The 22,714-nt window shown below is 58.3% G+C and carries 25 protein-coding genes; 21 read left to right on the top strand and 4 right to left on the bottom strand.

Features of this window, described 5'->3' with window-relative positions; genetic code table 11:
* Window positions 1–75: 75 nt before the first annotated feature.
* From IV493_RS09035 to IV493_RS09025, 3 genes are all read left to right on the top strand, one after another.
* Window positions 76–633, top strand: a complete 558-nt coding sequence (locus tag IV493_RS09035) for a helix-turn-helix domain-containing protein (protein ID WP_195858122.1) — start codon at window positions 76–78, stop codon at window positions 631–633.
* Window positions 634–699: 66 nt separating this feature from the next.
* Complete coding sequence (locus IV493_RS09030; protein WP_013357804.1) at window positions 700–1,125, top strand: MarR family winged helix-turn-helix transcriptional regulator; 426 nt, start codon at window positions 700–702, stop codon at window positions 1,123–1,125.
* Between the two features lie 15 nt (window positions 1,126–1,140).
* On the top strand, window positions 1,141–1,701 hold the full coding sequence (locus IV493_RS09025; RefSeq protein WP_033783038.1) for an isochorismatase family protein: 561 nt from the start codon (window positions 1,141–1,143) through the stop codon (window positions 1,699–1,701).
* A gap of 41 nt (window positions 1,702–1,742) precedes the next feature.
* Here IV493_RS09025 and pqqU read toward each other — a convergent pair whose 3' ends face one another.
* Window positions 1,743–3,863: a TonB-dependent receptor PqqU gene (pqqU, locus tag IV493_RS09020; protein ID WP_195858121.1), complete on the bottom strand. Its 2,121-nt coding sequence runs from the start codon at window positions 3,861–3,863 to the stop codon at window positions 1,743–1,745.
* A 194-nt stretch (window positions 3,864–4,057) separates the two neighbouring features.
* Here pqqU and IV493_RS09015 point away from each other — a divergent pair, with 194 nt between their 5' ends.
* Window positions 4,058–4,918 (top strand): NAD(P)-dependent oxidoreductase, encoded by an 861-nt coding sequence (locus IV493_RS09015; protein WP_230299999.1) that lies wholly within the window; start codon window positions 4,058–4,060, stop codon window positions 4,916–4,918.
* Window positions 4,915–5,694, top strand: a complete 780-nt coding sequence (locus tag IV493_RS09010) for a helix-turn-helix transcriptional regulator (RefSeq protein ID WP_147789252.1) — start codon at window positions 4,915–4,917, stop codon at window positions 5,692–5,694. Before IV493_RS09015 ends, IV493_RS09010 begins: the two co-directional genes overlap by 4 nt.
* On the opposite strand, the gene leuA is transcribed toward IV493_RS09010, so the two are convergent.
* A complete protein-coding gene (leuA, locus tag IV493_RS09005) occupies window positions 5,615–7,330 on the bottom strand; it encodes a 2-isopropylmalate synthase (RefSeq protein ID WP_195858119.1) in 1,716 nt (571 codons plus the stop codon). The genes IV493_RS09010 and leuA overlap by 80 nt on opposite strands.
* 166 nt (window positions 7,331–7,496) lie before the next feature.
* Here leuA and IV493_RS09000 point away from each other — a divergent pair, with 166 nt between their 5' ends.
* The 8 genes from IV493_RS09000 to IV493_RS08965 all read left to right on the top strand — a co-directional run bounded on the left by IV493_RS09000 (window position 7,497) and on the right by IV493_RS08965 (window position 14,841).
* A complete protein-coding gene (locus IV493_RS09000; protein ID WP_013357810.1) occupies window positions 7,497–8,513 on the top strand; it encodes a dipeptidase in 1,017 nt (338 codons plus the stop codon).
* Between the two features lie 143 nt (window positions 8,514–8,656).
* The gene (gene pqqA, locus IV493_RS08995; RefSeq protein ID WP_010245082.1) at window positions 8,657–8,728 is read left to right on the top strand and encodes a pyrroloquinoline quinone precursor peptide PqqA; all 72 of its coding nucleotides are present in this window, start codon (window positions 8,657–8,659) and stop codon (window positions 8,726–8,728) included.
* Window positions 8,729–8,782: 54 nt separating this feature from the next.
* On the top strand, window positions 8,783–9,700 hold the full coding sequence (gene pqqB, locus IV493_RS08990; RefSeq protein WP_195858118.1) for a pyrroloquinoline quinone biosynthesis protein PqqB: 918 nt from the start codon (window positions 8,783–8,785) through the stop codon (window positions 9,698–9,700).
* Window positions 9,701–9,703: 3 nt separating this feature from the next.
* Window positions 9,704–10,459: a pyrroloquinoline-quinone synthase PqqC gene (gene pqqC / locus IV493_RS08985; protein ID WP_010245074.1), complete on the top strand. Its 756-nt coding sequence runs from the start codon at window positions 9,704–9,706 to the stop codon at window positions 10,457–10,459.
* 3 nt (window positions 10,460–10,462) lie between these two features.
* Entirely contained in the window at window positions 10,463–10,741 is a 279-nt protein-coding gene (gene pqqD / locus IV493_RS08980) for a pyrroloquinoline quinone biosynthesis peptide chaperone PqqD (RefSeq protein WP_013357814.1), read from the top strand.
* A complete protein-coding gene (gene pqqE, locus IV493_RS08975) occupies window positions 10,704–11,870 on the top strand; it encodes a pyrroloquinoline quinone biosynthesis protein PqqE (protein WP_013357815.1) in 1,167 nt (388 codons plus the stop codon). Before pqqD ends, pqqE begins: the two co-directional genes overlap by 38 nt.
* Window positions 11,870–14,140 carry a pyrroloquinoline quinone biosynthesis protein PqqF gene (gene pqqF, locus IV493_RS08970; RefSeq protein WP_195858117.1) on the top strand — a complete coding sequence of 757 codons (2,271 nt, stop codon included), beginning with the start codon at window positions 11,870–11,872 and terminating at the stop codon, window positions 14,138–14,140. The genes pqqE and pqqF overlap by 1 nt, the downstream gene beginning before the upstream one ends.
* Before the next feature lie 116 nt (window positions 14,141–14,256).
* The gene (locus IV493_RS08965; RefSeq protein WP_195858116.1) at window positions 14,257–14,841 is read left to right on the top strand and encodes a YceI family protein; all 585 of its coding nucleotides are present in this window, start codon (window positions 14,257–14,259) and stop codon (window positions 14,839–14,841) included.
* A gap of 56 nt (window positions 14,842–14,897) precedes the next feature.
* Here IV493_RS08965 and IV493_RS08960 read toward each other — a convergent pair whose 3' ends face one another.
* A complete protein-coding gene (locus IV493_RS08960; protein WP_195858115.1) occupies window positions 14,898–15,800 on the bottom strand; it encodes a pyridoxal-phosphate dependent enzyme in 903 nt (300 codons plus the stop codon).
* A 587-nt stretch (window positions 15,801–16,387) separates the two neighbouring features.
* Between IV493_RS08960 and IV493_RS08955 the strand changes: the two genes are divergently transcribed.
* The 8 genes from IV493_RS08955 to IV493_RS08920 all read left to right on the top strand — a co-directional run bounded on the left by IV493_RS08955 (window position 16,388) and on the right by IV493_RS08920 (window position 21,734).
* A complete protein-coding gene (locus tag IV493_RS08955; protein ID WP_095707226.1) occupies window positions 16,388–17,368 on the top strand; it encodes a 6-phosphofructokinase in 981 nt (326 codons plus the stop codon).
* 10 nt (window positions 17,369–17,378) lie between these two features.
* Window positions 17,379–17,693 carry a PTS sugar transporter subunit IIB gene (locus tag IV493_RS08950; protein WP_013357820.1) on the top strand — a complete coding sequence of 105 codons (315 nt, stop codon included), beginning with the start codon at window positions 17,379–17,381 and terminating at the stop codon, window positions 17,691–17,693.
* Entirely contained in the window at window positions 17,686–19,053 is a 1,368-nt protein-coding gene (locus tag IV493_RS08945) for a PTS sugar transporter subunit IIC (protein ID WP_195858114.1), read from the top strand. The genes IV493_RS08950 and IV493_RS08945 overlap by 8 nt, the downstream gene beginning before the upstream one ends.
* The gene (locus IV493_RS08940) at window positions 19,040–19,882 is read left to right on the top strand and encodes a class II fructose-bisphosphate aldolase (RefSeq protein ID WP_013357822.1); all 843 of its coding nucleotides are present in this window, start codon (window positions 19,040–19,042) and stop codon (window positions 19,880–19,882) included. Before IV493_RS08945 ends, IV493_RS08940 begins: the two co-directional genes overlap by 14 nt.
* A gap of 94 nt (window positions 19,883–19,976) precedes the next feature.
* The gene (locus IV493_RS08935) at window positions 19,977–20,246 is read left to right on the top strand and encodes a hypothetical protein (RefSeq protein WP_195858113.1); all 270 of its coding nucleotides are present in this window, start codon (window positions 19,977–19,979) and stop codon (window positions 20,244–20,246) included.
* Window positions 20,247–20,255: 9 nt separating this feature from the next.
* On the top strand, window positions 20,256–20,693 hold the full coding sequence (locus IV493_RS08930; protein WP_195858112.1) for a PTS sugar transporter subunit IIA: 438 nt from the start codon (window positions 20,256–20,258) through the stop codon (window positions 20,691–20,693).
* Entirely contained in the window at window positions 20,690–21,313 is a 624-nt protein-coding gene (locus IV493_RS08925; RefSeq protein WP_195858111.1) for a glucokinase, read from the top strand. Before IV493_RS08930 ends, IV493_RS08925 begins: the two co-directional genes overlap by 4 nt.
* A complete protein-coding gene (locus IV493_RS08920; protein WP_195858110.1) occupies window positions 21,282–21,734 on the top strand; it encodes a thiol-disulfide oxidoreductase DCC family protein in 453 nt (150 codons plus the stop codon). The genes IV493_RS08925 and IV493_RS08920 overlap by 32 nt, the downstream gene beginning before the upstream one ends.
* Here the strand turns inward: IV493_RS08920 and IV493_RS08915 are convergent.
* Window positions 21,718–22,659 (bottom strand): zinc-binding alcohol dehydrogenase family protein, encoded by a 942-nt coding sequence (locus tag IV493_RS08915; protein WP_095707222.1) that lies wholly within the window; start codon window positions 22,657–22,659, stop codon window positions 21,718–21,720. The two genes, IV493_RS08920 and IV493_RS08915, sit on opposite strands and share 17 nt — an antisense overlap.
* Window positions 22,660–22,714: the final 55 nt, after the last annotated feature.

Here is a 22,714-nt window from a genome sequence, read left to right as displayed (position 1 = left end):
GTGCGCTATAACGCACAAGTGTTACACTGTCGGCATAACGTCACCTGCCAGGGTGACGAGAACTCAGGAGAAAAAATGGCAGATTTTCAGCAACACCTGAGCGGTGCGCTCAGACAGTTGCGCCAGGCCAACGGCTGGAGCCTGACGCTGACGGCGGAGCGCACCGGCGTCAGTAAAGCGATGCTGGGGCAGATTGAGCGGGGTGAATCCAGTCCCACGGTGGCGACGCTGTGGAAGATTGCTACCGGGTTCAACGTTCCCTTTTCCTTTTTTATCGACGGGAGCGCGTTACCTTCCGGCACCCTACCCGGTTTCAGTCAGCCCAACGCTGACATGTCGGTGCGCTCCGTGCTGCCTTACGATCCGCAACTGCGGTTTGATCTGCTGGCGGTGGAGCTGGCCGCGGGCGCGCAGAGCCATTCCTCGCCCCATGAAGCGGGCTGCGTGGAGCAGGTGGTGGTTATCGAGGGTGAACTGCTGCTGGGGGTCAACGATCGCTGGCGGCGTCTGCTAAAAGGCGAGGCGTTTCAGTTCCGTGCCGACGTGCCGCACAGCTACCGCAACCCGCTCAGCACGCCGCTGCGCTTTCACAGCCTGATTCACTATCTGCAGCGCCCGGACGTTACAAATTGATACCGGAGCAAACTACACAGTTTACCTTCGTATCTTTATACTTTCGCTTATCGATGGAGACGGGAAATGCGCGATCTGACTGAATCTGCTGCCACGCTGCGCATGCTGGTGGGCAAGCTGGGCCGCCGGCTGCGCGAGTCGGCACCGCCTGGCGAACTCACCTGGTCGCAGGTGGCGGTGCTGGGGCATCTGGTGCGGGATGGGGCGATGACGGTAACGCAACTGGCCGCCGCCGAGGGTGTACGCACCCAGTCGATGGGGACGACCGTCGCCGGATTAGTGGCGGCAGAATTAATCACGGGCGAGCCCGATCCCCATGATGGTCGTAAAACCCGCTATCTGCCCACCGCGTCGAGTCTGGCGGTGATTACGTCGAGTCGCGCAATGCGCGATGACTGGCTGGTCCGGACGCTCGACGCGCGGCTCAGCCCGGCAGAGCAGCAGCAACTGACCGACGTTCTCCCTCTGCTGCAACGACTCACTGATTATTAAACCCGAGGATCCAACATGGCTGTAACCACACTTGATGCAAAAACTGCGCTGATTGTTATCGACCTGCAACACGGCATCGTAGCGCTGCCGCTGGTCCATGAACCGCAGCCGGTGATCGAACGCTGTGCCGGGCTGGCCGAGGCATTTCGCGCGCACGACCTGCCGGTGGTGCTGGTTAACGTGGCCGGAGGGGCACCTGGCCGTAACGAGCAGGCGCGTCACAGCGGCGACCTGCCTGCCGACTGGGCCACGCTGGTTCCTGCGATGACGCCGCAGCAGAATGATCTCACCGTCACTAAGAAAACCTGGGGGGCGTTTCATAACACGTCACTGCATGAGGAACTGCAAAAGCGCGGCATTACTCAGGTGGTGATCTGCGGTATCGCGACCAGCATCGGCGTGGAGTCAACGGCACGTCAGGCGTATGAATTAGGTTACAACGTCACGCTGGCGACCGATGCGATGACCGATCTCAATATGGATACGCACAACAATAGTGTGAAGTTGATCTTCCCGCGCCTGGGTGAAACCGGCAGCTGTGAGGATATTGTGACACAGCTGAAATCCCGCGCCTGATATGAGATATCCGGGCCACCGCAAGGGTGGCCCGGATTGTTTTAGCGGAAGGCGTAACCCAGCGTCACACCGACGCTGTAGTTGCGGCCTGGCGCAGATTCGAAGTAGCGACCATTGCTCTCATTCACAATCACTGAACCCACATAGTGCCGGTCAAAAAGGTTATCGACCCGGCCAAACAGATCCAGCGTCCAGTTATCCACCAGCCACTTATAGCCACTGTTCACCGCCGCCACGGTATAGGACGGGGTATTCACGTTGTTCTGATCTTCAGCGGCGATCTGGCTCAGATAACGCACTTCACTGCCTGCGTAAAAGCCCTGTTCCGGCAGATAGCCGAGTCCGGCGTACACCATGTTCCGCGCGATGCCCGGAATGCGGTTGCCGTCGCAGCTGTCGCTGCCACAGGCGTTGCTGCGATAGCGCGCATCCAGCAGCGTATAGGCCATTTTCAGCCGCCAGTCCCAGGCAAACTGCTGGTCCAGGCTTAACTCCAGACCGCGGCGACGGGTCTGACCGGCATTTTTATAGGTGGTGCGTCCGCCACTGCTGGCATCCGCGACAATCTCATCGCGGGTATCGGTCTGGAACAGCGCCGCGCTGATCAGGCCGTTGCCGATGCGTTTTTTGCTGCCGATCTCCAGCGTGTCGCTGGTGGCCGGTTTCAGCCCCAGATTCAGGCCGGTTGCGCCATCTGAACGGTATGAAAGCTCATTAATAGTTGGAGTTTCAAAGCCGCGTCCGGCCGAGATCCACGCGTTCCAGCTGGGATCAAAGGCGTACTTCAGCGCCGCCGCGGGCAGCCACTTGTGATAGCGCGCCTCACCGCTGTCGTCGCCGTTACCAGGCCGGATATAGAAGTCATTAGAGTCAAAGTTGACGGTGCTGAAGCGCACGCCTGCATCAAGCGACAGTTTATCGGTGAGCTGCCAGTTGGTCTGCACATAAGGATCGAGCGTCCACATCAGGTTGCGCTCGTTGCGGCGCAGATTGCCCTGTTCGCCCAGCTGTGTGACGCCGTTGCTGACCGTGAAGTTTTCATAGCCTTTGCGGCGCTCGGTCATGGTTTCGTAGTCGAGTCCACCGGTCACCGCCACCGGCATCGACAGCAGCGTGTCGCGGTGGGTCCAGCGGGTATCGACGCCCTGATAGTGGCGGGTCAGGGCGATCACGCCACCGGGATGAGACGGATTGCGCTGCACGGTGGCGGGAATGGACTGGAACTGCGTGGTTTCGCGCACTCCTGCATAGAGCATTACGCTGAGGTCATCGTTTTCACTCATCTGGCGCTGATAACGCAGGCCGCCCTGGGTCTGATCCACCGTTTTACGGGTGTTGTAGAGCGTAACGTTGCTGACCACCTGGCGAGGATTGTCACGCCACTGCGCCTCGGTTAAGCCGCCGGGATCCTGAGCGTCGATGTGCACGCTGTTAAACAGCAGCGTCAGGGTGCTGACATCATCGATGCGAACGCCAAGCCGGGCGTTGCCGAGGTTCTTCTGCGCAGAACTGTGATCGCGATAGCCATGGGTGGTAAAGCGGGAGGCGGAGACGGTGTAATTCACATCTCCGGCGTGCGTGCCGTCACCGGTCGCGCCACTGGCTTTGACGCTGTTGCGCCAGCTTCCGTAACTGCCGTACCAGCTGCCTGCTTCCAGCGTGGTTGGCTGCTGACCCTGCTGAGTGGTCACATTGATGACGCCGCCCGAGGCATTGCCGTAGAGCGCAGAAAAGGGGCCACGCAGCACCTCGACATGATCAATCGAGCCGATATCAATGTTGGAGGTCTGCGCCTGGCCGTCCGGCATGGTGGCCGGAATTCCGTCCACATAGATGCGCAGACCGCGCACGCCATAGGTGGAGCGGGAGCCAAAGCCGCGCATCGACAGCTGCAGGTCCTGTGCGTAGTTCTGTCTGTTTTGGATCTGCAGACCCGGCACGCTGCTGAGGTTTTCCGACAGGTTTACGCGCGGTGCCGCCTGACGCATATCGTCGCCGCTGACCACACTCAGGGCGGCGGGGGTATCAAGCTCGTTAAGGCCCGTTTCCGGCGGGGCGGCCGTCACGACCAGGGTATTTTCATTGTCTGCCGCCAGCAGCGGCAGCGGCAAAATGGCAGGCAACATCAGCAGCGTCGCCTGACGCAGAGAGAGTAATTTCATTATCAGAGGCCTGAAAAAAGAAGCGTAAATGAACCAGGTGGAACAATTGCCGCATATGGTAAGGCTTCGGGGTGTCGGGGTACACCGTTTCACGCTGGATTTTTTCGCTGTTTACCGCCAGGCTGGAATCCATCTTTTGCAGTAATAAGGCATCCAGCGTTGACGGATGCAGACACAAACTTATGGGAGTCAGCATGAAACAACCTGAAGTGGCGGTTCTGGGATTAGGCGCAATGGGGCACGCATTTGCCGCCAACCTGCTGAAAAAAGGCTTTCGCGTACACGGCTGGAACCGCACCCGCGCGCGCGGCGAAGATTTGCTGGACGCCGGATTGCAGCTGGCGGATTCACCGGAAGAGGCGGTGCGTGAAGCCGATGTGGTCATCGCCATGCTCTCCGACGGCGACACCACAGAGCAGGTGCTGCATCAGGCTAAAGCGGCATTTAAGCAGGGTGCGACGCTTTGTCAGATGGGCACCATCGGCGTGGAAAAAACCGACGCGCTGATCGCCTTTTTCGCAGCGGAACGACCGGATCTGCTGTTCATTGACGCGCCCGTTTCCGGCACCAAAGCACCCGCAGAAAACGCACAGATTCTGGTGCTGGCCAGCGGCGATCAGAGCCGTGCCGAGGCGGCAGAAGCGGTGTTTGCCGCCATCAGCAAAGGGACCAAGTGGCTGGGCGAGGCGGGCAAAAGCACCCGGATGAAGCTGGTCATCAACAGCTGGCTGATCGGCATGATGCAGAGCCTGGCGGAGAGCACCCGGCTGGCGGAGGATTTCGGCTTTTCCACCGACGATCTCTGGCAGGTGCTGGAGGGCGGTCCGTTGGCCGCGCCGTATGCGAAAATGAAGCTCGGGATGATCGCCAGCGACGACTACACGCCGCAGATGCATCTGATCTGGGCGCTGAAGGATGCCCGCCTGGCGCTGGATGCGGCTGAAACGCCACTGCCGGCGCTGGAGAACATCGCTCAGATCTGGCAGCAGGCGGTGGACGCCGGACTCGGTGAAGAGGATCTGGCGGTCATCTACCGCTATCTGAAGGCGCAATGAGTCAGCAGCATTTTGACTTCAGCACGCGCCCGCTGGTGCCACTGGCGCACGACTACCTGCACGGTGCCAGTGAACCCTGGCATCATCACGCCTGCGCCCAGTTGATCCACACGCTGAGCGGCGTGGTGCGGGTCGAGACGGAGCTCGGCAGCTGGATAGTGCCGCCGAGTCGCGGCGTCTGGCTGCCCGCGTTTACCCGCCATGCGCTGCACATTACCGGCAGCGTAGCGGCGCGTACGCTGTTTATCGATCCGCTGGCGCGTGCCGATCTGCCCGCCAGTTGTCAGGTGGTGCAGATCTCGCCGCTGCTGCGCGAGCTGATTGTCACGGCGCTGAGCCTGCCGGAGCAGTACAGTGCCGGGAGCCGGGCCGAGCGGGTGATGGAGTTGATTCTGGATGAGATTCGGGGCATGGATGTGCTGCCGTTTGCGCTGCCGACGCCCGACAGCCCGCGGTTACAGTCGCTGTGCGAGCAGATCCAGCAGACGCCCGGTGAAAGCTGGACGCTGGAGCGTGCCAGCGCTCAGATGAATGTCTCGGGCCGCACGCTGGCCCGTCATTTCATGCGCGAAACCGGACTGCAGTTCAGCGACTGGGTGCGACGTGCCCGCCTGGCAATCGCCCTGACGCGGCTGGCGCAGGGCGACTCCGTGCTACGGGTGGCGCTGGAACTGGGCTATGAAAGCCCCAGCGCGTTTAGTGCGATGTTTCGTCGTCTGCTGGGCGTTGCGCCCACTGACTACTTCCCGCCTGCAGAAACTGGCCTGCCACGCTGAGCAGCGCCTGCAACGCGGCGCGGGCCGTATCGTTGTCGATACTTACTCCCCAGACCCGTACACCCCGGGCATCCACGCAGCTGATATAGGCCACAGAACGGCTGTCGCTACGCCGTCCCAGCGTATGCTCATGATAGTCCTCAATGGTCAGTTGCAGGTCAAACTCGCTGCGCAGGGCATTCACCGCCGCCGACAACCAGCCGTTGCCGCTGCCGGTCAGTGTCAGCGAGCGGTCCTGAACCAGCACGCTGGCGATGATCTGCGTCTGTCCGCCGCTGTCACTCTGACTGTCAGCCCGCTGCAATGCAACCGCAGGCTGCGTCACGCCATACTGGCGGCAGAAAAGCTGCCACAGTGCATAGTGCGTCATTTCGCCGCCGTGCCGGTCCGTCTCCAGCTGAACACAGCGGCTGAAATCCTGCTGCAGCGCACGCGGCATCTGCAACCCGTGATTCTGCTCCAGCAGCCAGGCGGCACCGCTTTTTCCGGACTGACTGTTCACGCGGATCACCGCCTCATAGCTGCAGCCAATGTCGGCTGGATCCAAAGGCAGGTAGGGCATCAGCCACTCTTTCTCCTGCTGTTCGGCACGGATGGCGAATCCTTTTTTAATCGCATCCTGATGAGAGCCGGAGAAGGCGGTGAAGACCAGTTCGCCTGCATAGGGATGTCGCGGATGAACCGGCAGCTGGTTACAGCGGGTCACGACCTCAATCACCTCATGCATCTGGCTGAAATCGAGCTGCGGTGAAATGCCCTGGGTATAGAGGTTCAGCGCCAGCGTTATCAGATCCACATTGCCGGTGCGTTCGCCGTTGCCAAACAGGCAGCCTTCGACCCGGTCAGCGCCCGCCAGCAGCGCCAGTTCTGTACAGGCGACGCCGGTGCCGCGATCATTGTGCGGATGTACGCTGATGCAGACGGCGTCGCGACGGCTGAAGTGGCGGCAGAAAAACTCAATCTGATCGGCATAGACGTTGGGGGTGTTCACCTCCACCGTGGCGGGCAGGTTAATGATCATCGGTCGCTGCGCGTCAGGCTGCCAGACATCAGCCACTGCCTCGCAGATCTCCAGCACAAACTCCGGCTCGGTAAAGCAAAAGGTCTCTGGCGAATATTCAAAGGTCCAGTGGGTCTCCGGCTGCGCCTCACATTCTGCGCGGATCTGCCGTGCGCCCGCCGTCGCCAGCGCCACGATTTCCGCTTTGCTCTGTTTAAACACCCGCTCGCGAAACAGCGCCGCGGTGGCGTTATAGAGATGCACAATAGCGCGCGGCACACCCTGTAATGACACAAACGTGCGGGCAATCAGATCCTCGCGCGCCTGGGTCAGCACCTGCAACGTCACCTCCTCCGGGATGCGCTGTTGCTCAATCAGGTCACGAACAAAATCGAAATCCGTCTGCGACGCCGAGGGAAAGGCAACCTCAATCTCGCGGAACCCGCAGCGCAGCAGCAGATCCCAGAACGCCATTTTCCGTTCCCGATCCATCGGCTCTGCCAGCGCCTGATTGCCATCACGCAAATCGGTGGAGAGCCAGCGCGGAGCCTGCGTCAGCTGGCGCGACGGCCACTGGCGGTCGGGCAGCTCAATCAGCGGGGAGGGGCGATATTTATCAGCAGGTTGGGTCAGCATAGGATTCTCCTTGTGTTTTTTACCAGTCTGCCGACACGTCTTGTGGGCCGCGCGCGCAATAGTGACAACCTGCCGCGCAAAAGTGACAAGCCTCTGCGTGCGCTCCTGTTTGATGAATCCACCAGGCAGGGTTAGCATGGTCGCCTGTTTATCCGGGTGAACACTTATGCTGATTTTTGACGGACACAACGATCTGTTGCTCAACCTCTGGCTGCATCATCGCGATGCACCCGCGCAGGCATTTTATCAGGGGATTGAACGGGGTCATCTCGACTTTTCGCGCATTCAGCAGGGCAAAATGGGCGGCGGGCTGTTTGCGATCTTTGTACCGCCGCAGGCGTACATTGCCAGCGCTGTACCGGCCCGCGCTGATGAGCCGTATGAACCGCTGCAAATCATGTGGCAGCAGCTCGATATCCTGCAGCAGCTGGCCGCTGCGTCCGGCGGACGGGCGCGACTCTGCCGCAGCAGTGACGAGATTGCCGCCTGCCGCGCGGAAGGCGTGCTGGCGATGGTGGCGCATATCGAAGGGGCCGATGCGCTGGACGAGGAGGGCGAGCAGCTGCGCGCCTTCTGGCAGGCGGGGGTGCGCAGTATCGGGCCATTCTGGAATCTGCGCAGCCGCTTTGGTGAAGGCGTCAGCGGCTCCTTTCCCGGCACGCCTGATACCGGACCGGGTCTGACCGCCGCCGGTGAAAAGCTGATTCAGCAGGCGGGTGAGCTGAAGATGATGATCGACGTGTCGCACATGAACAGTAAGACGTTCTGGGAGACCGCCCGGCTTTCCCGCGCGCCTCTGGTCGCCAGCCATTCCAACGCGCACGCGCTCTGTCCGCAGCCGCGTAATCTGACCGATGACCAACTGGTGGCGATCCGCGACAGCGGTGGTCTGGTTGGCATTAATTTCGGCAATGCGTTTCTGCGCGCCGACGGAAAACGCGACGCTGACACGCCATTAACAGAAATTGTTAAGCATTGTGATCACCTGATGAAGATAATGGGCAGCGACCATGTGGCCTTTGGCTCTGATTTCGACGGGATTACCCCTCCGGCCGCGCTGGGCGATGTCAGCGGAATGCCGCGATTGCTCGCCGCTTTTCAGGAAGCGGGCTATGATCAGAGACTGACAGAGAAGCTGGCATGGGGAAACTGGCAGCGGGTTTTACATCTGACCGGGCTGTGATAACAATTTCCTTACGTTCCGGGCTTGATCCCGACGCGCCATTGGCGCAACATCTGCCTGGAAATTGTGACGGTGCTCTCATTTAACAGCCGTCACGCCGATTTCAGACAGCACATTTACTGTTAACCAAGAGGAAGTAACTCATGTGGAAAAAACCAACTTTCGTTGATATGCGTCTCGGTCTGGAAGTGACTCTTTACATCTCCAACCGTTAATCGTTCTGCCCGCCCTCTGAGCGGGCATTTTTTTTCAACTTCTGGTTTTCCTCTATGTTTATCAAAATCCTCGGCTCAGCCGCGGGCGGCGGGTTTCCGCAGTGGAACTGTAACTGCGCCAACTGCCACGGCGTGCGTAATGGCACCATTCAGGCTCAGGCACGCACGCAATCGTCGATTATCCTCAGCGATAACGGTGAAGACTGGGTGTTATGTAATGCGTCACCCGACATCGGCCAGCAGATCCTGCACACGCCAGAGCTGACCCGCAAAGGCGTACTGCGCGGCACGGCGATCGGGGGAATTATCCTCACCGACAGCCAGATCGATCACACCACCGGGCTGCTGAGCCTGCGTGAGGGCTGCCCGCATCAGGTGTGGTGTACGCCGGAAGTGCATGCCGACCTCAGTACCGGCTTCCCGATCTTTCCGATGCTCACCCACTGGAACGGCGGTTTACAGCACCGGCCAATTGCGCCCCTGACGCCGTTCAGCGTCGATGTCTGCACCGATTTGCAGTTCACCGCGATTCCTATCATCAGTAATGCACCGCCTTACTCGCCCTATCGCGATCGGCCGTTGCCGGGCCATAACGTGGCGCTGTTTATTGAAAACCGGGCGAATGGACAGACGCTGCTCTACGCGCCAGGTCTGGGCGAGCCGGATGCGGTGATCCTGCCGTGGCTGCAAAAAGCAGACTGCCTGCTGATTGACGGCACCGTCTGGCAGGATGATGAGCTGCTGACCACCGGCGTGGGTCACAACACCGGCAAGGCGATGGGCCATCTGGCGCTGGCGGAAGAGCAGGGGCTGATGGCGCTGCTGGCGTTGCTGCCGGCTAAACGCAAAATTCTGATCCACATTAACAACACCAATCCGATCCTTAATGAGCAGTCACCCCAGCGTCAGTTTCTGACGGAGCAGGGAATAGAGGTGAGCTGGGACGGAATGGCGATTCATCTTCAGGGCTAAATCATGCAGATTACTGACACGCTGTCGCCGCAGGCTTTTGAACAGGCCCTGCGCGACAAAGGCGCTTACTACCACATTCATCACCCGTATCACATCGCGATGCATAACGGTCAGGCCACGCGGGAGCAGATTCAGGGCTGGGTGGCGAATCGCTTTTATTACCAGACCACCATTCCGCTGAAAGATGCGGCGATCATGGCTAACTGCCCGGATCCGGCCACCCGGCGTAAATGGGTGCAGCGCATCCTCGACCACGACGGCAGCAACGGCGAAGAGGGCGGCATTGAGGCCTGGCTGCGGCTGGGCGAGGCGGTCGGGCTGACGCGCGAAGAATTATTGTCAGAGCAGCATGTGCTGCCTGGCGTGCGTTTTGCCGTCGATGCCTATATCAATTTCGCCCGCCGTGCCAACTGGCAGGAGGCGGCCTGCAGCTCACTCACCGAGCTGTTCGCGCCGCAGATCCACCAGTCGCGGCTCGACAGCTGGCCGCAACACTATCCGTGGATCAAAGAAGAGGGCTACTTCTACTTCCGCAGCCGCCTGGGTCAGGCGAACCGCGATGTAGAGCATGGCCTGGCGCTGGCGCTGGAGTACTTCACCACCGCGGAAACGCAGAACCGGATGCTGGAAATTTTGCAGTTTAAGCTCGATATTTTATGGAGCATGCTGGACGCCATGACCATGGCTTATGAGCTGAAACGTCCGCCTTATCACACCGTCACCGACAAGGCGGCGTGGCACACCACCCGACTGGTATAACAGATGAATGAGAACTCGATTGCCGCGTTTCGTCGCGGCTACCGTATGCAGTGGGAAGCCGCCCAGGATACCCATGTGGTGCTCTATCCCGAAGGCATGGCGAAACTGAACGAAACCGCCGCCGCCATTCTTGAGCTGGTGGATGGCAAACAGGATATCGCCGCGATTATCGCGACGCTGGATAGCCGTTTCCCGGAGGCGGGCGGCGTGGGGCCGGACGTTTTAGAGTTCCTGCAGTCAGCCTATGAACAGAAGTGGATACAGTTCCGTGACCCCGCATAAACCTGACGTGAATCCGCCGCTCTGGCTGCTGGCCGAGCTGACCTATCGCTGTCCGCTGCAGTGTCCTTACTGCTCCAACCCGCTGGATTTCGCGCAGCAGGAGAAGGAGCTGAGCACGGAGCAGTGGATTGAGGTGTTTCGTCAGGCACGCGCCATGGGCAGCGTCCAGCTTGGATTCTCCGGCGGCGAACCGCTGGTGCGTAAAGATCTGCCGGAGCTGATCAAAGCGGCGCGCGATCTCGGCTTCTATACCAACCTGATCACTTCAGGCATCGGCCTGACCGAGAAGAAGCTGGATGCGTTCAGCGAGGCCGGTCTGGATCATATCCAGATCAGTTTCCAGGCGAGTGACGAAACCCTGAATGCGGCGCTGGCCGGGTCGAAGAAAGCGTTTCAGCAGAAGCTGGAGATGGCGAAAGCGGTAAAAGCGCACGGCTATCCGATGGTGCTGAACTTTGTGCTGCATCGCCATAACATCGACCAGATTGATAAGATCATCGACCTCTGCATTGAGCTGGAAGCGGATGACGTTGAGCTGGCGACCTGTCAGTTCTACGGCTGGGCGCAGCTCAACCGCGAAGGCCTGCTGCCGACGCGTGAGCAGATCGCTCAGGCGGAAGCGGTGGTCAGCCGCTATCGTGAGCGGATGAGCGACAGCGGCAATCTGACCAATCTGCTGTTTGTGACGCCAGACTACTACGAAGAGCGACCTAAGCCCTGTATGGGCGGCTGGGGGGCAATCTTCCTGAGCGTCACACCAGAGGGCACCGCGCTGCCATGCCACAGTGCGCGGCAGCTGCCAGTCGAGTTTCCGTCGGTACTGACGCAGCGCCTGGACGATATCTGGTATAACTCGTTCGGCTTCAACCGCTATCGCGGTTTTGACTGGATGCCGGAGCCGTGCCGCTCATGTGATGAGAAAGAGAAAGATTTTGGCGGCTGTCGCTGTCAGGCCTTTATGCTGACCGGCAATGCTGACAACACCGATCCGGTGTGCAGCAAATCACCGCATCACGGCAAAATTCTCGACGCCCGGCGGGAGGCGGATTGCAGCGACATTAAAATTGGTCAGCTGCAGTTCCGCAACCGCAGCAACTCGCAACTGATTTACAAAACACGGAACCTGTGATGAACATGCGCGGCCTGGTGATTGAGGGTCTGACGGTTGAACTGGTGCATCAGCCCGATGCCAGCCAGGCCGCCGCCCTGATTCAGGTAGGGGCAGGGAGTCACGACGAGCCGGATCGCTGGCCCGGACTGGCGCATCTGCTGGAGCATCTGCTGTTCACCGGCAGCAGCGGCTGGCCCGATGAGGGCCGGCTGATGAGCTGGATCCAGACGCAGGGCGGAAAAGTTAACGCCACCACGCTGGCCCGGCGTAGCGCGTACTTTTTCGAGGTCACGCCGTCGCTGCTGGCAGACGGGCTGGCAAGACTGCAGGATATGCTGGTCTTTCCGCTGCTCGATAATCAGGCGATCGCGCAGGAAGTGGCGGTCATCGACGCGGAATATCAGCTGTTGCAGCGTCATGAGCCATCCCGCATCGAAGCGGCATTACTGCACGCCGCTGCCACCCCCGCTGAATTTAAGCGCTTCCATATCGGCAGCCGGGCGAGCTTTGGCGACGAGCTCTCTGCGCTGCAACGGGCATTGCGGCAGTTTCACCAGCGCTACTACGTTGCCAGCAATATGCGGCTCTGGCTGCAGGGACCGCAGTCGCTGGATGAGCTGGAACAGCTGGCGCGTCAGTTTGCTGACGCACTGCCTGCCGGTCAGTGGCGGCAGGAGCTGACACCACCACAGTTCAGTAGCGATACCTGCTGGCAGCTGGCGGAAACAGCCCAGGCAGCGCTATGGCGCAGCTGGCTGCTCGATAGCAGTGACGGTGTCACGTTGTGGCGTGAGTTTTTATTGGATGAAGCGCCAGGTTCGCTGCTGGCTATTCTGCGTGAACAGGGGCTGGCGGAGACGGTGGAGCTGAAATGGATTTATCAGGCTGAAGACGCGTACTGGCTGGCGCTGGGTATCGAAACCATTGAGCCTGCAAAGGTAAATCAACTGGTTAACGATTACATTGCTGCGCTACGCCAGACGAATGAACAGCAGCATCAGCACTATTATCAGCTGGCACAGCAGCAATTTGTGACATTGTCACCGATAGAGCAGTTGCGTCAGCGCGCTATCGGTTTCGCACCTGACAAAAACCTGCCCGCGCTGCAGCCGCTGCTGGAAAATCTCGCCAGTGCGCCCGGCACACTGCTGTTCTGTTCATCGCAACCGGCAATGGAACACATCGTTACGCAGGGCTTCACTCTGGCGCTGACGGCCTGTGAGCCCGCCCCGGCGGAGGCGCTGCCCGCTGCCCGTTTCACCTTCTATCCACTCGACATCACTACGACGCCTGCGCCGCTGCCCGCTCAGGCGGCGGCATTGCCGCATCATCCGTCAGATGACCCGCAGCCAACGCTGATCCTGCGACCGGAGTTCTGGTCAACCTTTACTGCGGAGGCGGGCGAAGCGCTGGGCCGGCGGTTGCGTCCGCTGTTTGCGGCGCTGCGTCATCAGGGCGGTCACGGCAGCTGGCAGGAAGTTGAAGGTGTGTGGCAACTGACGGTCCGGCTATCGGATCAGGCGGTTGCTGACCAGGCGCTGAGCCAGATTGTCTCCGCCCTGACATTACCCGTTGAGGCAAACCGGCCCGCGCCTGTGGAGAGCATCGCTATCCGCGCGCTGCTGCGACAGTTGCCTTATCAGCTGGCAGCCAACGTTACGCCAGGATGCTGGCGGGCGGCGCTGAAGGGCGGCGATGCGATGCTGCACTCAGTGATTGCCCGGCGGCTGAGCGCGCTGTCGCTGCCGGTCAACCCTGACACGCCGCCAAAGCGCATGACCACACAAACCGGTATGACGCGCCTTCCACACGCCAGTGCCGACAACGCGCTGCTGCTGTTTATTCCGCTGCAGCGTCCTGAACAGCTGGCGGCATTACGCGCACTGGCGCTCATCTATGATCCGCGTTTTTTCCAGCGCTACCGCGTTGAGCAGCCGATAGGTTATGTGGTCAGCAGCCGTTACATGCGCTGCGCCGATGAAGATGGGGTGTTATTTGCGCTGCAGTCGCCCGACTACAGTGCACTGTCACTGCTGCGTTACTGCCGTAACTTCCTGCGGTCACTGAACGAGACGCTGGCGGGATGTGATCTGGTGGCCCTTAAAGCGCGACTGCTGAGCCAGCAGGCTGAGCAGCCACTGGCCCTGTTGCGCCGTGAAAATGGCCTGGCAGAACCGGACGCGGCGCAGATTGCGGCGCTGACCCTTGCAGATTTACAGCAATTGCACCGCACGCTGATTCAGGATCGCCGCCGCTGGCGGGTGCTGTTCACCGGCGCGAATGCGTAATGACCGGTTTTAAGGTTGCTGAATTTATTTGAAAATTACCGACAAATCTCTTCACTGTCTATTCCGGGAAAACTGGACCACACTCAATTCACTTTTGTCCGCATAAGGAATTGACCGTGAAGAACTTCAAACGTATTGCACTGCCCCTGTTAGCCGCTGCTACTCTCTACGCTCCGTTATCTCAGGCCGAGGTGATGCACTACCAGCTGAACCCTGAGCATACGTCGGTAATTGTTGCCTGGAACCACTTTGGCTTCTCAAATCCTACCGCGGATATCCCGGATGCAACCGGTACGCTGGTGTTTGATAAAGATCATCCGGAGGCCTCACGCGTTGACGTGACCCTGCCCGTCAGCAAAATCGACAGCCACGTTGCCGCGCTGACCAAAGAGTTCAAAGGTGCTGAATACTTCGATACCGCCAAATACCCGACTGCGACCTTCCACAGCACCAAAGTCGTTGCGAAGGGCGACAACAAATTTGACGTTGAAGGCAACCTGACCCTGAAAGGCATCACTAAGCCAGTGACGCTGCACGCGACGCTGAACAAGCAGGGCGAGCATCCGATGGTCAAGAAGCAGGCGATTGGCTTTGACGCCACCGGCACCATCAAGCGTTCTGACTTCAAGCTGGACAAATATGTCCCTGCAGTCAGCGACGACGTTACGCTGACGCTGTCTACTGAAGCTTACGCGAAGTAACCGGCGACAGGCGCAGCCCCTCTGGCTGCGCCACTTTTCCCCTGACTTTGCTCTCGTCAGCCCTGCAGACTCTTCAGGGTAACGGACGCCCCGCCACAGACGATTACCAGCACGTTATCATCCGGTTTAAAGCCAATTTTCCCGTCATACAGCATCGATAATGAGACGCCACAGGCTGGTTCGGTCAGGACACGATGATCGTCCAGGAAGCGGCGGCAGGCATTAACAGCCTCTTCATCTGTCACAACCTTTCCCCTGACATCTGCCCGGCATGCCACGTTAAATGCATTTTCACACACCTGACTGGCTGCCAGCGTGGTGGCGATACCGCTGACCCGGGCCAGCGTGACCCGCTCACCGGCTTCCAGCGCGGCGTTAAGCGACGCGGTTCCCTCAGTTTCAACTGCATAAATCGGGATATGGCTGAGCTGATGTCTTTCCAGACCCTGGACAATGCCGGAGAGCAGACTGCCGCCGCCCACGGAGAGGATTACCGCATCCGGCCGCACCCCCTCACTGATCACTTCATCTACCAGCGTGCTGATGCCGTCCCACAGCAGCGGATTGTCAAAGGGATGGATGTAGATATGTTCGTGCGACGCCAGCGATAACGCGTACGCATTGGCCTCACTCCAGACGTTGCCGTGTACGATCAACTTCGCACCTTCCTGTTCGATAAGCTGTCTGGCGCGCGCCGAGGTGGTTTCAGGCACCACCACCATGACCGGTAGCCCCAGTCTGCGGCCGCTGTGTGCCACGGCAATACCCGCATTGCCGCCGGAGGAGCTGACAAATGCCTTAGCGCCCTGTGCCGCGTAGTATTGACAGATATGGCCTGCGCTTCTGAGCTTAAACGATCCGGTTGGCTGCGCTGATTCCATTTTCAGCCAGACGTTGCTGCCGCTGAGCTGACTTAGTGGCAGGGAGTGAACGAGAGGGGTACGGATAGCTATTTCCATGCGTATGATCCTGGTCAAATGTGGTCACAGGGAACCGGTTTGTCATCACGGAGAACACGGGTTTTGCCGTGCGAAATAACGGCGTCGGATGCAGAAGAGAAAGTTACCCCTCACAAAGAGCGTGGAAGTTTTTCCTTAGAAATCATTATCGTCAGGCTGTGTTTTCTGTGGGCATTGAAAGGTTATACCGAAGAATGCTACTCGTTCGCAACAGAGATGCTGAATCTGATTAACATCTGCCTGCGGATTTTCTTTCTGCACCTTAATTGCGGTTTCTGCTCTGCGAAAACGGGAAAAATGAGGTGAAAGTCACAAATCTGCAACGCCGCTCTAATGGCTGATTTACCTCCTCCCGCTTTCTGGCCAGTTCACCCGCGCCATCTACTAAGCCAATGATTTATATCGATTCGCCTTGAGCGCAATAAGTTGGAATAGTGTGAGGCAAATCACAAATAAAGCGATGTTAAGAGCACTGTCAATATTCCCGCCTGAGAAAAACCGCACGTAACTGTGATCTCCTCTGCAAATAGCAACCCCGCTAACCGGAAGAATACCCTTCAGCAGAATAAGCCAGCGGGGTGAGGGTGATGCGAATTGGAATGGTGATCAGTGGCGGTGACGTGACCGGCATTAATAATTTTGTCTTCCAGATTGGGCGCATGGCACAGGCGGAGATGGTGATATTTGACGGTGGTATTCCCGGCCTGCTGGAAAATAATCATCGTGAGATCGGCATGCGCGATCTGCTCGACTTTTCCATCGCCTCTATTCCGGTTATGCAATCGGGACGCACTGAAAAGAAACTGGTGCGCAGCGAGTATGAGTTAATTGCCCGCCAGCTGAAAAACGCCCGGATTGACATATTAATCATGGCGGGCGGAGACGGGTCGCTGCAATTTCTCCATACCCTGTCGGCGTACGGCGTGAATTGTTTCGGCGTCGGTATGACCATCGATAATGATGTTTTCGGCAGCGACTACACGCTGGGATTTTCCACCGCCTGCGAGCAGGTATTAAAAGAGGTGGCGAAACTGCGTAATACCGGCCGTGCCTTACCGGGCCGGGTTTTTATGCTGGAATTACTCGGCGGCTATTGCGGCGAATTAACGCTGCAGTCCGCGATTAAAGCTAACGCTGATATTGCGTTAATTCCGGAGTGCCAGATCCCGCTGCCACAACTGGCGCAGCGCATCACCGGGCGACTGGCAGAGCAGAACAGCGTGGTCATCCTCTGTTCGGAAGGCTACACCCGGGAATATTCGCCCGGTTTTCAGGGGGCGATCGACACCTTAATCAAACAACTTGAACCCCTTATTGGCGTGCGCATCCGTAAAACCATCCTGGGTTACGGGCTGCGCAATGGTGATCCCACCTGCGAAGAGATCTTTCAGGGCACCATTATGGCCAGTGAAGTGGTGCGTTGTATTCAGTCAGGCATGCGGAATAAAGCGGTCATTATTAATGGCAGCAATAAACCGATTCCGATTGATTTAATAAGCATGCAAAAACGCCTGGTCGATATTGACGGGCACCATTACAAACTCGCTAAACAACTCAATATAGTGTGAGGAAAAAACCATGCTGAAAATATTATGTGTCTGTGGTTGTGGATTAGGTTCCAGTTTTGCGATTGAGATGAGCGCAAAAGCGGTATTAAAAAAACTGGAGATTGAGGCCGACATCGATCACACCACCATTTCAGAAGCGAATGCCTTTAAGTCAGATATGATCCTGACGCAAAAAGCGTTTGCCGATGTTTTAAACGCCGACGCCAGTCCGGAACAGATTAAACGGGTCATTATTCTTAACCGGCTCACCGATAAAGCGGAAATAGAGCAGAAGATCCTGGCCTTTTTAAAAGAACGCAACCAGAAGGTCGCCGCCCATGAATAGTGTGATCGACTTCCTGGTAAAAGATCTGCTGGGGCAGGCATCGATTCTGATCGCCTTTATTGCCCTGATTGGTCTGCTGCTGCAAAAAAAATCGGCAGGCAAGGTGGTGGAAGGCACCTTTAAAACGTTGCTCGGCTTTTTAATTATGATGGCGGGTATCAATATTATTGTTGGCACCCTGACGTTCCTCAATACCATTTTTACCCATGGCTTTGGCATGCGCGGCTATATCACCGATGTGGCCGCCATTGCCGGGCTGGCTAACCGTGAGCTGGGGTCTGAAGTGGCGCTGACGCTGCTGGTGATTTTTATCGTCAACATCATCATTGCGCGACTGACGCCGTTTAAGTACATCTTCCTGACCGGCCAGGCGTTGCTGTGGATGGCGACCATTGGCGCAGTCATCGGCTACAAAGCAGGGCTGACGGGCCTGCCGCTGATTCTGACCGGCGGCATCTTTGGCGGGATTATGGCGGTGGTAATGCCTGCGCTGGCGCAGCCGGTGGTGCGGCGCATCACCGACTCGGACGACGTGGCGCTGGGTCACTTCTGCACCATCGGTTATCTGGTCACGGCGGCAGTCGCCAAAGTCGTCGGCAAAGGATCGCGCTCCACCGAAGACCTGAAGCTGCCCGATAACTTCAAGTTTCTGCAGGATACCTATCTGTCGATGGCGCTGGTGATGGTGCCGATGTACCTGATCCCCGCTGTGGCAGCCGGCCCGGCGTTTATCGCCCAGTACAGCAACGGCATGAACTACCTGATGTACGCCTTTATGCAGTCGATTCAGTTCGTGGCCGGGGTCTTCGTGCTCTACAGCGGCGTCCGCCTGCTGCTGAACGAACTGGTGCCAGCCTTCCGGGGTATCGCGATGCGCGTGGTGCAGGACGCGAAACCGGCGCTGGACTGCCCGGTGATGTTTCCGTACGCCCCAAACGCGGTGATTGTCGGCTTCCTCGCCACCACGCTGGGTTCCATCGTCGGCATGCTGGTCTTCCCGATGTTTGGTCTGGCGATGATCCTGCCTGGCCTGCTGACTAACTTCTTTGCCGGTGGCACCGCCGGAGTATTTGGTAATGCCATGGGCGGACGGCGCGGCGCGATGATCGGCGGCTTCGTCCACGGACTCTTTATCACCATTCTGCCCGCCATCCTGGTGCCGATGCTGGAGAGCTACGGCTTCACCGGCGTCACCTTTAGCGATTCCGACGTGATCAGTACCGGCCTGGTGCTTGGCCACGCCTTCCAGAATAACTGGCTGTTTGTCGCCCTGTTTATCGCCTTTATTACCGCGCTTGCCTGGTTTGTTAATGGCAAATCGACCAAACCTCAGGAGGAAAAAATCCATGAAACTTTATAACTTCGCCGATCTGTTACAGCTGGCCAAACAGCGTGACTTCAAAGCGGTCGGTTCGTTTAATCTTCACTGTCTGGAGATGCTGCCCGCCTATTTTAAAGCGGCAGAGAAAACCAACAGCCCGTTAATGATTCAGATCTCCACCGGCACGGCGAAATATCTCGGCCATAAACTGCTGGTCGATGCGATTAAATCGCTGTCCGAAAGTACGAACGTGCCGACCTGCCTGCATCTCGATCACTGTTCCGATTTAGCGGCGATACAGACGGCGATTGATGCCGGATTCAGTTCTGTTATGTACGACGGCTCACATCTGCCCATTGATGAGAATATTGCGAATACCCGTCGGGTGATTGATATGGCGCGACCCCATCATGTTTCAGTAGAGGCGGAGCTGGGTGCCATCGGCGGGTCGGAAGATGGTAAATGCGTAGAGATGGAGGCGATAGCGTTCACGCCCGTAGAAGATGCACGCCGCTTCGTCGAAGAGACCGGCGTCGATATGCTGGCGATCTCCATCGGCACCGTGCACGGGCTTTACACCGGTAAAGCCCATATTCAGCATCAGCGTCTGGCGGATATTACGGCGGCAACCCACACGCCACTGGTACTGCACGGTGGCACCGGCGTCAGCGATGAGGATATGCGGCTGGCGGTCAGCAGTGGAATTGAGAAGGTGAATGTCGGCACTGAAATGAATGTGCAGTGGGTAGCGCAGTGCAAATCAACCTTTGAAAAAGGCAAGGTTAATGACAGCGTGCGTAATTTCCTGGTGCCAGCCAATGATGCGGTCACGAATGTGCTGGTAGAGAAAATGCAGTTATTCCGGTAATTACCCGCGCCGCCATCACCGGGTTAATGCGCTAACGATCTTTTATTCACTGTTTATATTAGCTACCCCAATATTATGCGGGGCAGGAGAGTCTATGTTTGGATTCCTCAAAAAGTTTCCGGCTGTGGAATCACCCAGCGAGCAGCAGCAGGATCATCTGGCGGCATTAAGTCGCGAGAAAATAACGCAGCTTGAGCAGCAGCTGGCGATTAATCCGCGTGATGGCGAAACGCAAAAACAATTAATGCTGGAATATAACCGGGCATTAAGCTTATTTGCGAAAAGCCGTCGCTACCGCAATGAAATTGATGCGCTGTTTGTCAAAATCGATGAATTACGCAATGTGGTTCGCCAGTCGATTTAAGGAGAGCTGATGACGATTAAGCAGTTATTGCAGGAGGCCAACGCCATTCAGATTGGCATCGACGCCACGGACTGGCGTCAGGTTATCGCGCTGGCCGCCGAACCGCTGGTCCGCGGCGGTTATCTTGATGCCACCTATCCTGATGCCGTGATCGCCAATACGCTGGCTCACGGCGCTTATTATGTGTTTGAGGAGGGGATCGCCATTCCTCATGCGCGACCGGAAGCGGGGGTGCTCCGTGACTGTTTTAGTCTAATCCTGCTGAATGAGCCGATCTCATTTCAGGGCAGTGATAAGGCGGACATTGTGATTATGTTTGGCGCACGCGACAGCAACGCGCATATCGAAGAGGGAATCCGCGCGATTGTGTCGCTGCTGGAGGATGAGGAGACGCTGGTCCGGTTACGTCAGGCCAGCAGCGTGGCGGAGGTTATCGATATCTTATGACGCAAAACATTCCCTCCAAACGTGTGGTACTGGTTAATGGCATTCCGGCGTCGGGAAAGAGCACCCTGACGCACGCGCTGTCACAGCACTTTGGCTGGCCCGTGCTGACCCTCGACAGCCTGAAAGAGCCGTTTATGTCCTGCTTTGCGCCGGTCGATCGCCAGCGTAACCGGCAACTGGGTTGCGCGGCTTATCAGGCGATCTGGAACATTGTCGGCCAGGCACCCGCCAGTCAGATCTGGCTTATCGATGCCTGGTTTGGCTTTCAGCCGCGCACGCTGCTTGAGCAGGGACTGAAACAGGCGGGCGTCGAAGAGGCGCTGGAGCTATGGCTCAGGATCGCGCCGGAGGTGGCGGTGGCGCGCTATCAGGCGCGGCTGTCACAGCGGCTGCCTGGCCATCCGGGCGCTGAGTATCTGCCGGAGCTGCGCCAACTGGCACAACAGGCCCGGCCGATGGCGCTGGGGCCGGTGTATGAAGTGAATGCCTGCAACCAGGATCACGCGGCCGTTATCCACTGGCTGCACCAGCAACTGACCAGAACCCGCTACACTTCAGCTCATCATCAGATGAGTGAGGAGTTGCAGGATGTCATCACCCCCGTATCTGCAAACCGGTGAAAGCGCCGTGCTCTATGACGGCGTCTGTAAACTGTGTAACGGCTGGGTTCAGTTTCTGCTGCGTCATCATCTGGCGCGGCAGGTTCGTTTTGCCTCGGTGCAGAGCGAGCAGGGCAAAGCGCTGCTGCGCTGGGCCGGACTGCCGGAAGAAAACGTCAGCACCATTGTCTATATCGCGGACAATCAGCACTGGCTGCGGGCGCAGGCGGTGTTCCGCGTGATGCAGCATCTGCCTGCCCCGTGGCGCGCGCTGGCGGTGCTGCGCCACTTTCCGGATGCAATCGGTAATTTTGCCTATGACCGCATCGCGTTAAACCGCTACAAACTGTTTGGCCGCTACAGCAGCCAGCACGCCATCCAACCCGATTATCCTGGTCGATTTCTACATAAGGTGGAGCCGTCCGTTACATCGGAAGGGTAAAGACCGTGCGGTAGCGGCTGTCGTCGCTCTGCCAGGCCTCAGCGACCTCACTGAGTGGCCGCGACTGGAAGGGGATGGCAAATCCATGTGACGCGGCGGCCTGCAGCATTTCCCCTATTGAGGCGATCAGCTCACGGTCTGGCACGCTGCCCAGCCCGCTTCCCATCAGCGTTAAGCCGGATGAACGCAGCAGTTTACTGTGCAGAGAAATCTCCTGTCCGCTCAGCGAACCAATCTGGACAAAGCGAACCACCTTGTCACCACCGCGTACCGCCGCCGTCATGATCGCCAGTGCACTCTCACCCCACAGATAATCCAGCACCACCTCAACGCCTTCCGCCATCAGAGAAGGAAGCTCTGCCGATAATGCATCCAGCGTCAGTATGATATCAGCACCCTCACTCTGTAGTTGTTCCAGAGCCTCCCGGTTACGGCCTGTGGCAATGATTCTGCCTGCGCCCAGCGCACGGGCAATGCGGATCGCCAGACGTCCCGACGTGCCGGTGGCTCCATTGATCAGCACGGTCTCGCCAGGACGCAGTGCTGCCCGACGGGTCAGCGCCGCCCAGGAGGACATGCCCGGATTCGCGAGAGCGGCAGCCAGTACCAGATCCAGACCGGCAGGCAGTGGAATAATATGTTCACTGTTGACCACGGTTCGCTCGGCCATGCTGCCTGCCGCGGCGTTAAACGTCAGAAAATAGACCGGTTCGCCCGTGTCGAGATATCCGGTACCGTCAATGCCGGGAATAAACGGATAGTGCGCCACAGAGCTGTAGTGGGTGCCTGCCGCGCGGGCCTTTGCCAGCTGGCTGAGTGCCGCAGCGTTGACCGTCACCTGCTGCTGATGCTCACCGGGCTGGGGTTCCGGCATGTCGCCGTAGTAGGGTTGTGCGCCTGCCTGCCCGATTATTGCTGCTTTCATTGTTTATCATCCTTCTGTTCAGGCGTTAATGAGTGTAAATTACACACATTATTCC

It is taken from the genome of Pantoea sp. SM3640 (genome assembly GCF_015654165.1).
GTDB classification, from domain to species: domain Bacteria; phylum Pseudomonadota; class Gammaproteobacteria; order Enterobacterales; family Enterobacteriaceae; genus Pantoea; species Pantoea vagans.
Note: the sequence above shows the minus strand (reverse complement) of the source record. Positions and strands in the feature narration are given on the sequence as shown.

Bases quoted from the DNA above. Each gene is read 5' to 3' on its own strand.
- IV493_RS09010 (WP_147789252.1), top strand. From the start codon at position 4,915: ATGAGTCAGCAGCATTTTGACTTCAGCACGCGCCCGCTGGTGCCACTG.
- IV493_RS08920 (WP_195858110.1), top strand. From the start codon at position 21,282: ATGTCATCACCCCCGTATCTGCAAACCGGTGAAAGCGCCGTGCTCTAT.
- IV493_RS08955 (WP_095707226.1), top strand. From the start codon at position 16,388: ATGCGAATTGGAATGGTGATCAGTGGCGGTGACGTGACCGGCATTAAT.
- IV493_RS09015 (WP_230299999.1), top strand. From the start codon at position 4,058: ATGAAACAACCTGAAGTGGCGGTTCTGGGATTAGGCGCAATGGGGCAC.
- leuA (WP_195858119.1), bottom strand. From the start codon at position 7,330: ATGCTGACCCAACCTGCTGATAAATATCGCCCCTCCCCGCTGATTGAG.
- IV493_RS08940 (WP_013357822.1), top strand. From the start codon at position 19,040: ATGAAACTTTATAACTTCGCCGATCTGTTACAGCTGGCCAAACAGCGT.
- IV493_RS09030 (WP_013357804.1), top strand. From the start codon at position 700: ATGCGCGATCTGACTGAATCTGCTGCCACGCTGCGCATGCTGGTGGGC.
- pqqB (WP_195858118.1), top strand. From the start codon at position 8,783: ATGTTTATCAAAATCCTCGGCTCAGCCGCGGGCGGCGGGTTTCCGCAG.
- IV493_RS08945 (WP_195858114.1), top strand. From the start codon at position 17,686: ATGAATAGTGTGATCGACTTCCTGGTAAAAGATCTGCTGGGGCAGGCA.
- IV493_RS09025 (WP_033783038.1), top strand. From the start codon at position 1,141: ATGGCTGTAACCACACTTGATGCAAAAACTGCGCTGATTGTTATCGAC.
- IV493_RS09000 (WP_013357810.1), top strand. From the start codon at position 7,497: ATGCTGATTTTTGACGGACACAACGATCTGTTGCTCAACCTCTGGCTG.
- pqqE (WP_013357815.1), top strand. From the start codon at position 10,704: ATGAACAGAAGTGGATACAGTTCCGTGACCCCGCATAAACCTGACGTG.
- IV493_RS09035 (WP_195858122.1), top strand. From the start codon at position 76: ATGGCAGATTTTCAGCAACACCTGAGCGGTGCGCTCAGACAGTTGCGC.
- IV493_RS08960 (WP_195858115.1), bottom strand. From the start codon at position 15,800: ATGGAAATAGCTATCCGTACCCCTCTCGTTCACTCCCTGCCACTAAGT.
- pqqC (WP_010245074.1), top strand. From the start codon at position 9,704: ATGCAGATTACTGACACGCTGTCGCCGCAGGCTTTTGAACAGGCCCTG.
- IV493_RS08950 (WP_013357820.1), top strand. From the start codon at position 17,379: ATGCTGAAAATATTATGTGTCTGTGGTTGTGGATTAGGTTCCAGTTTT.
- IV493_RS08925 (WP_195858111.1), top strand. From the start codon at position 20,690: ATGACGCAAAACATTCCCTCCAAACGTGTGGTACTGGTTAATGGCATT.
- pqqD (WP_013357814.1), top strand. From the start codon at position 10,463: ATGAATGAGAACTCGATTGCCGCGTTTCGTCGCGGCTACCGTATGCAG.
- pqqF (WP_195858117.1), top strand. From the start codon at position 11,870: ATGAACATGCGCGGCCTGGTGATTGAGGGTCTGACGGTTGAACTGGTG.
- IV493_RS08915 (WP_095707222.1), bottom strand. From the start codon at position 22,659: ATGAAAGCAGCAATAATCGGGCAGGCAGGCGCACAACCCTACTACGGC.
- IV493_RS08930 (WP_195858112.1), top strand. From the start codon at position 20,256: ATGACGATTAAGCAGTTATTGCAGGAGGCCAACGCCATTCAGATTGGC.
- IV493_RS08935 (WP_195858113.1), top strand. From the start codon at position 19,977: ATGTTTGGATTCCTCAAAAAGTTTCCGGCTGTGGAATCACCCAGCGAG.
- pqqU (WP_195858121.1), bottom strand. From the start codon at position 3,863: ATGAAATTACTCTCTCTGCGTCAGGCGACGCTGCTGATGTTGCCTGCC.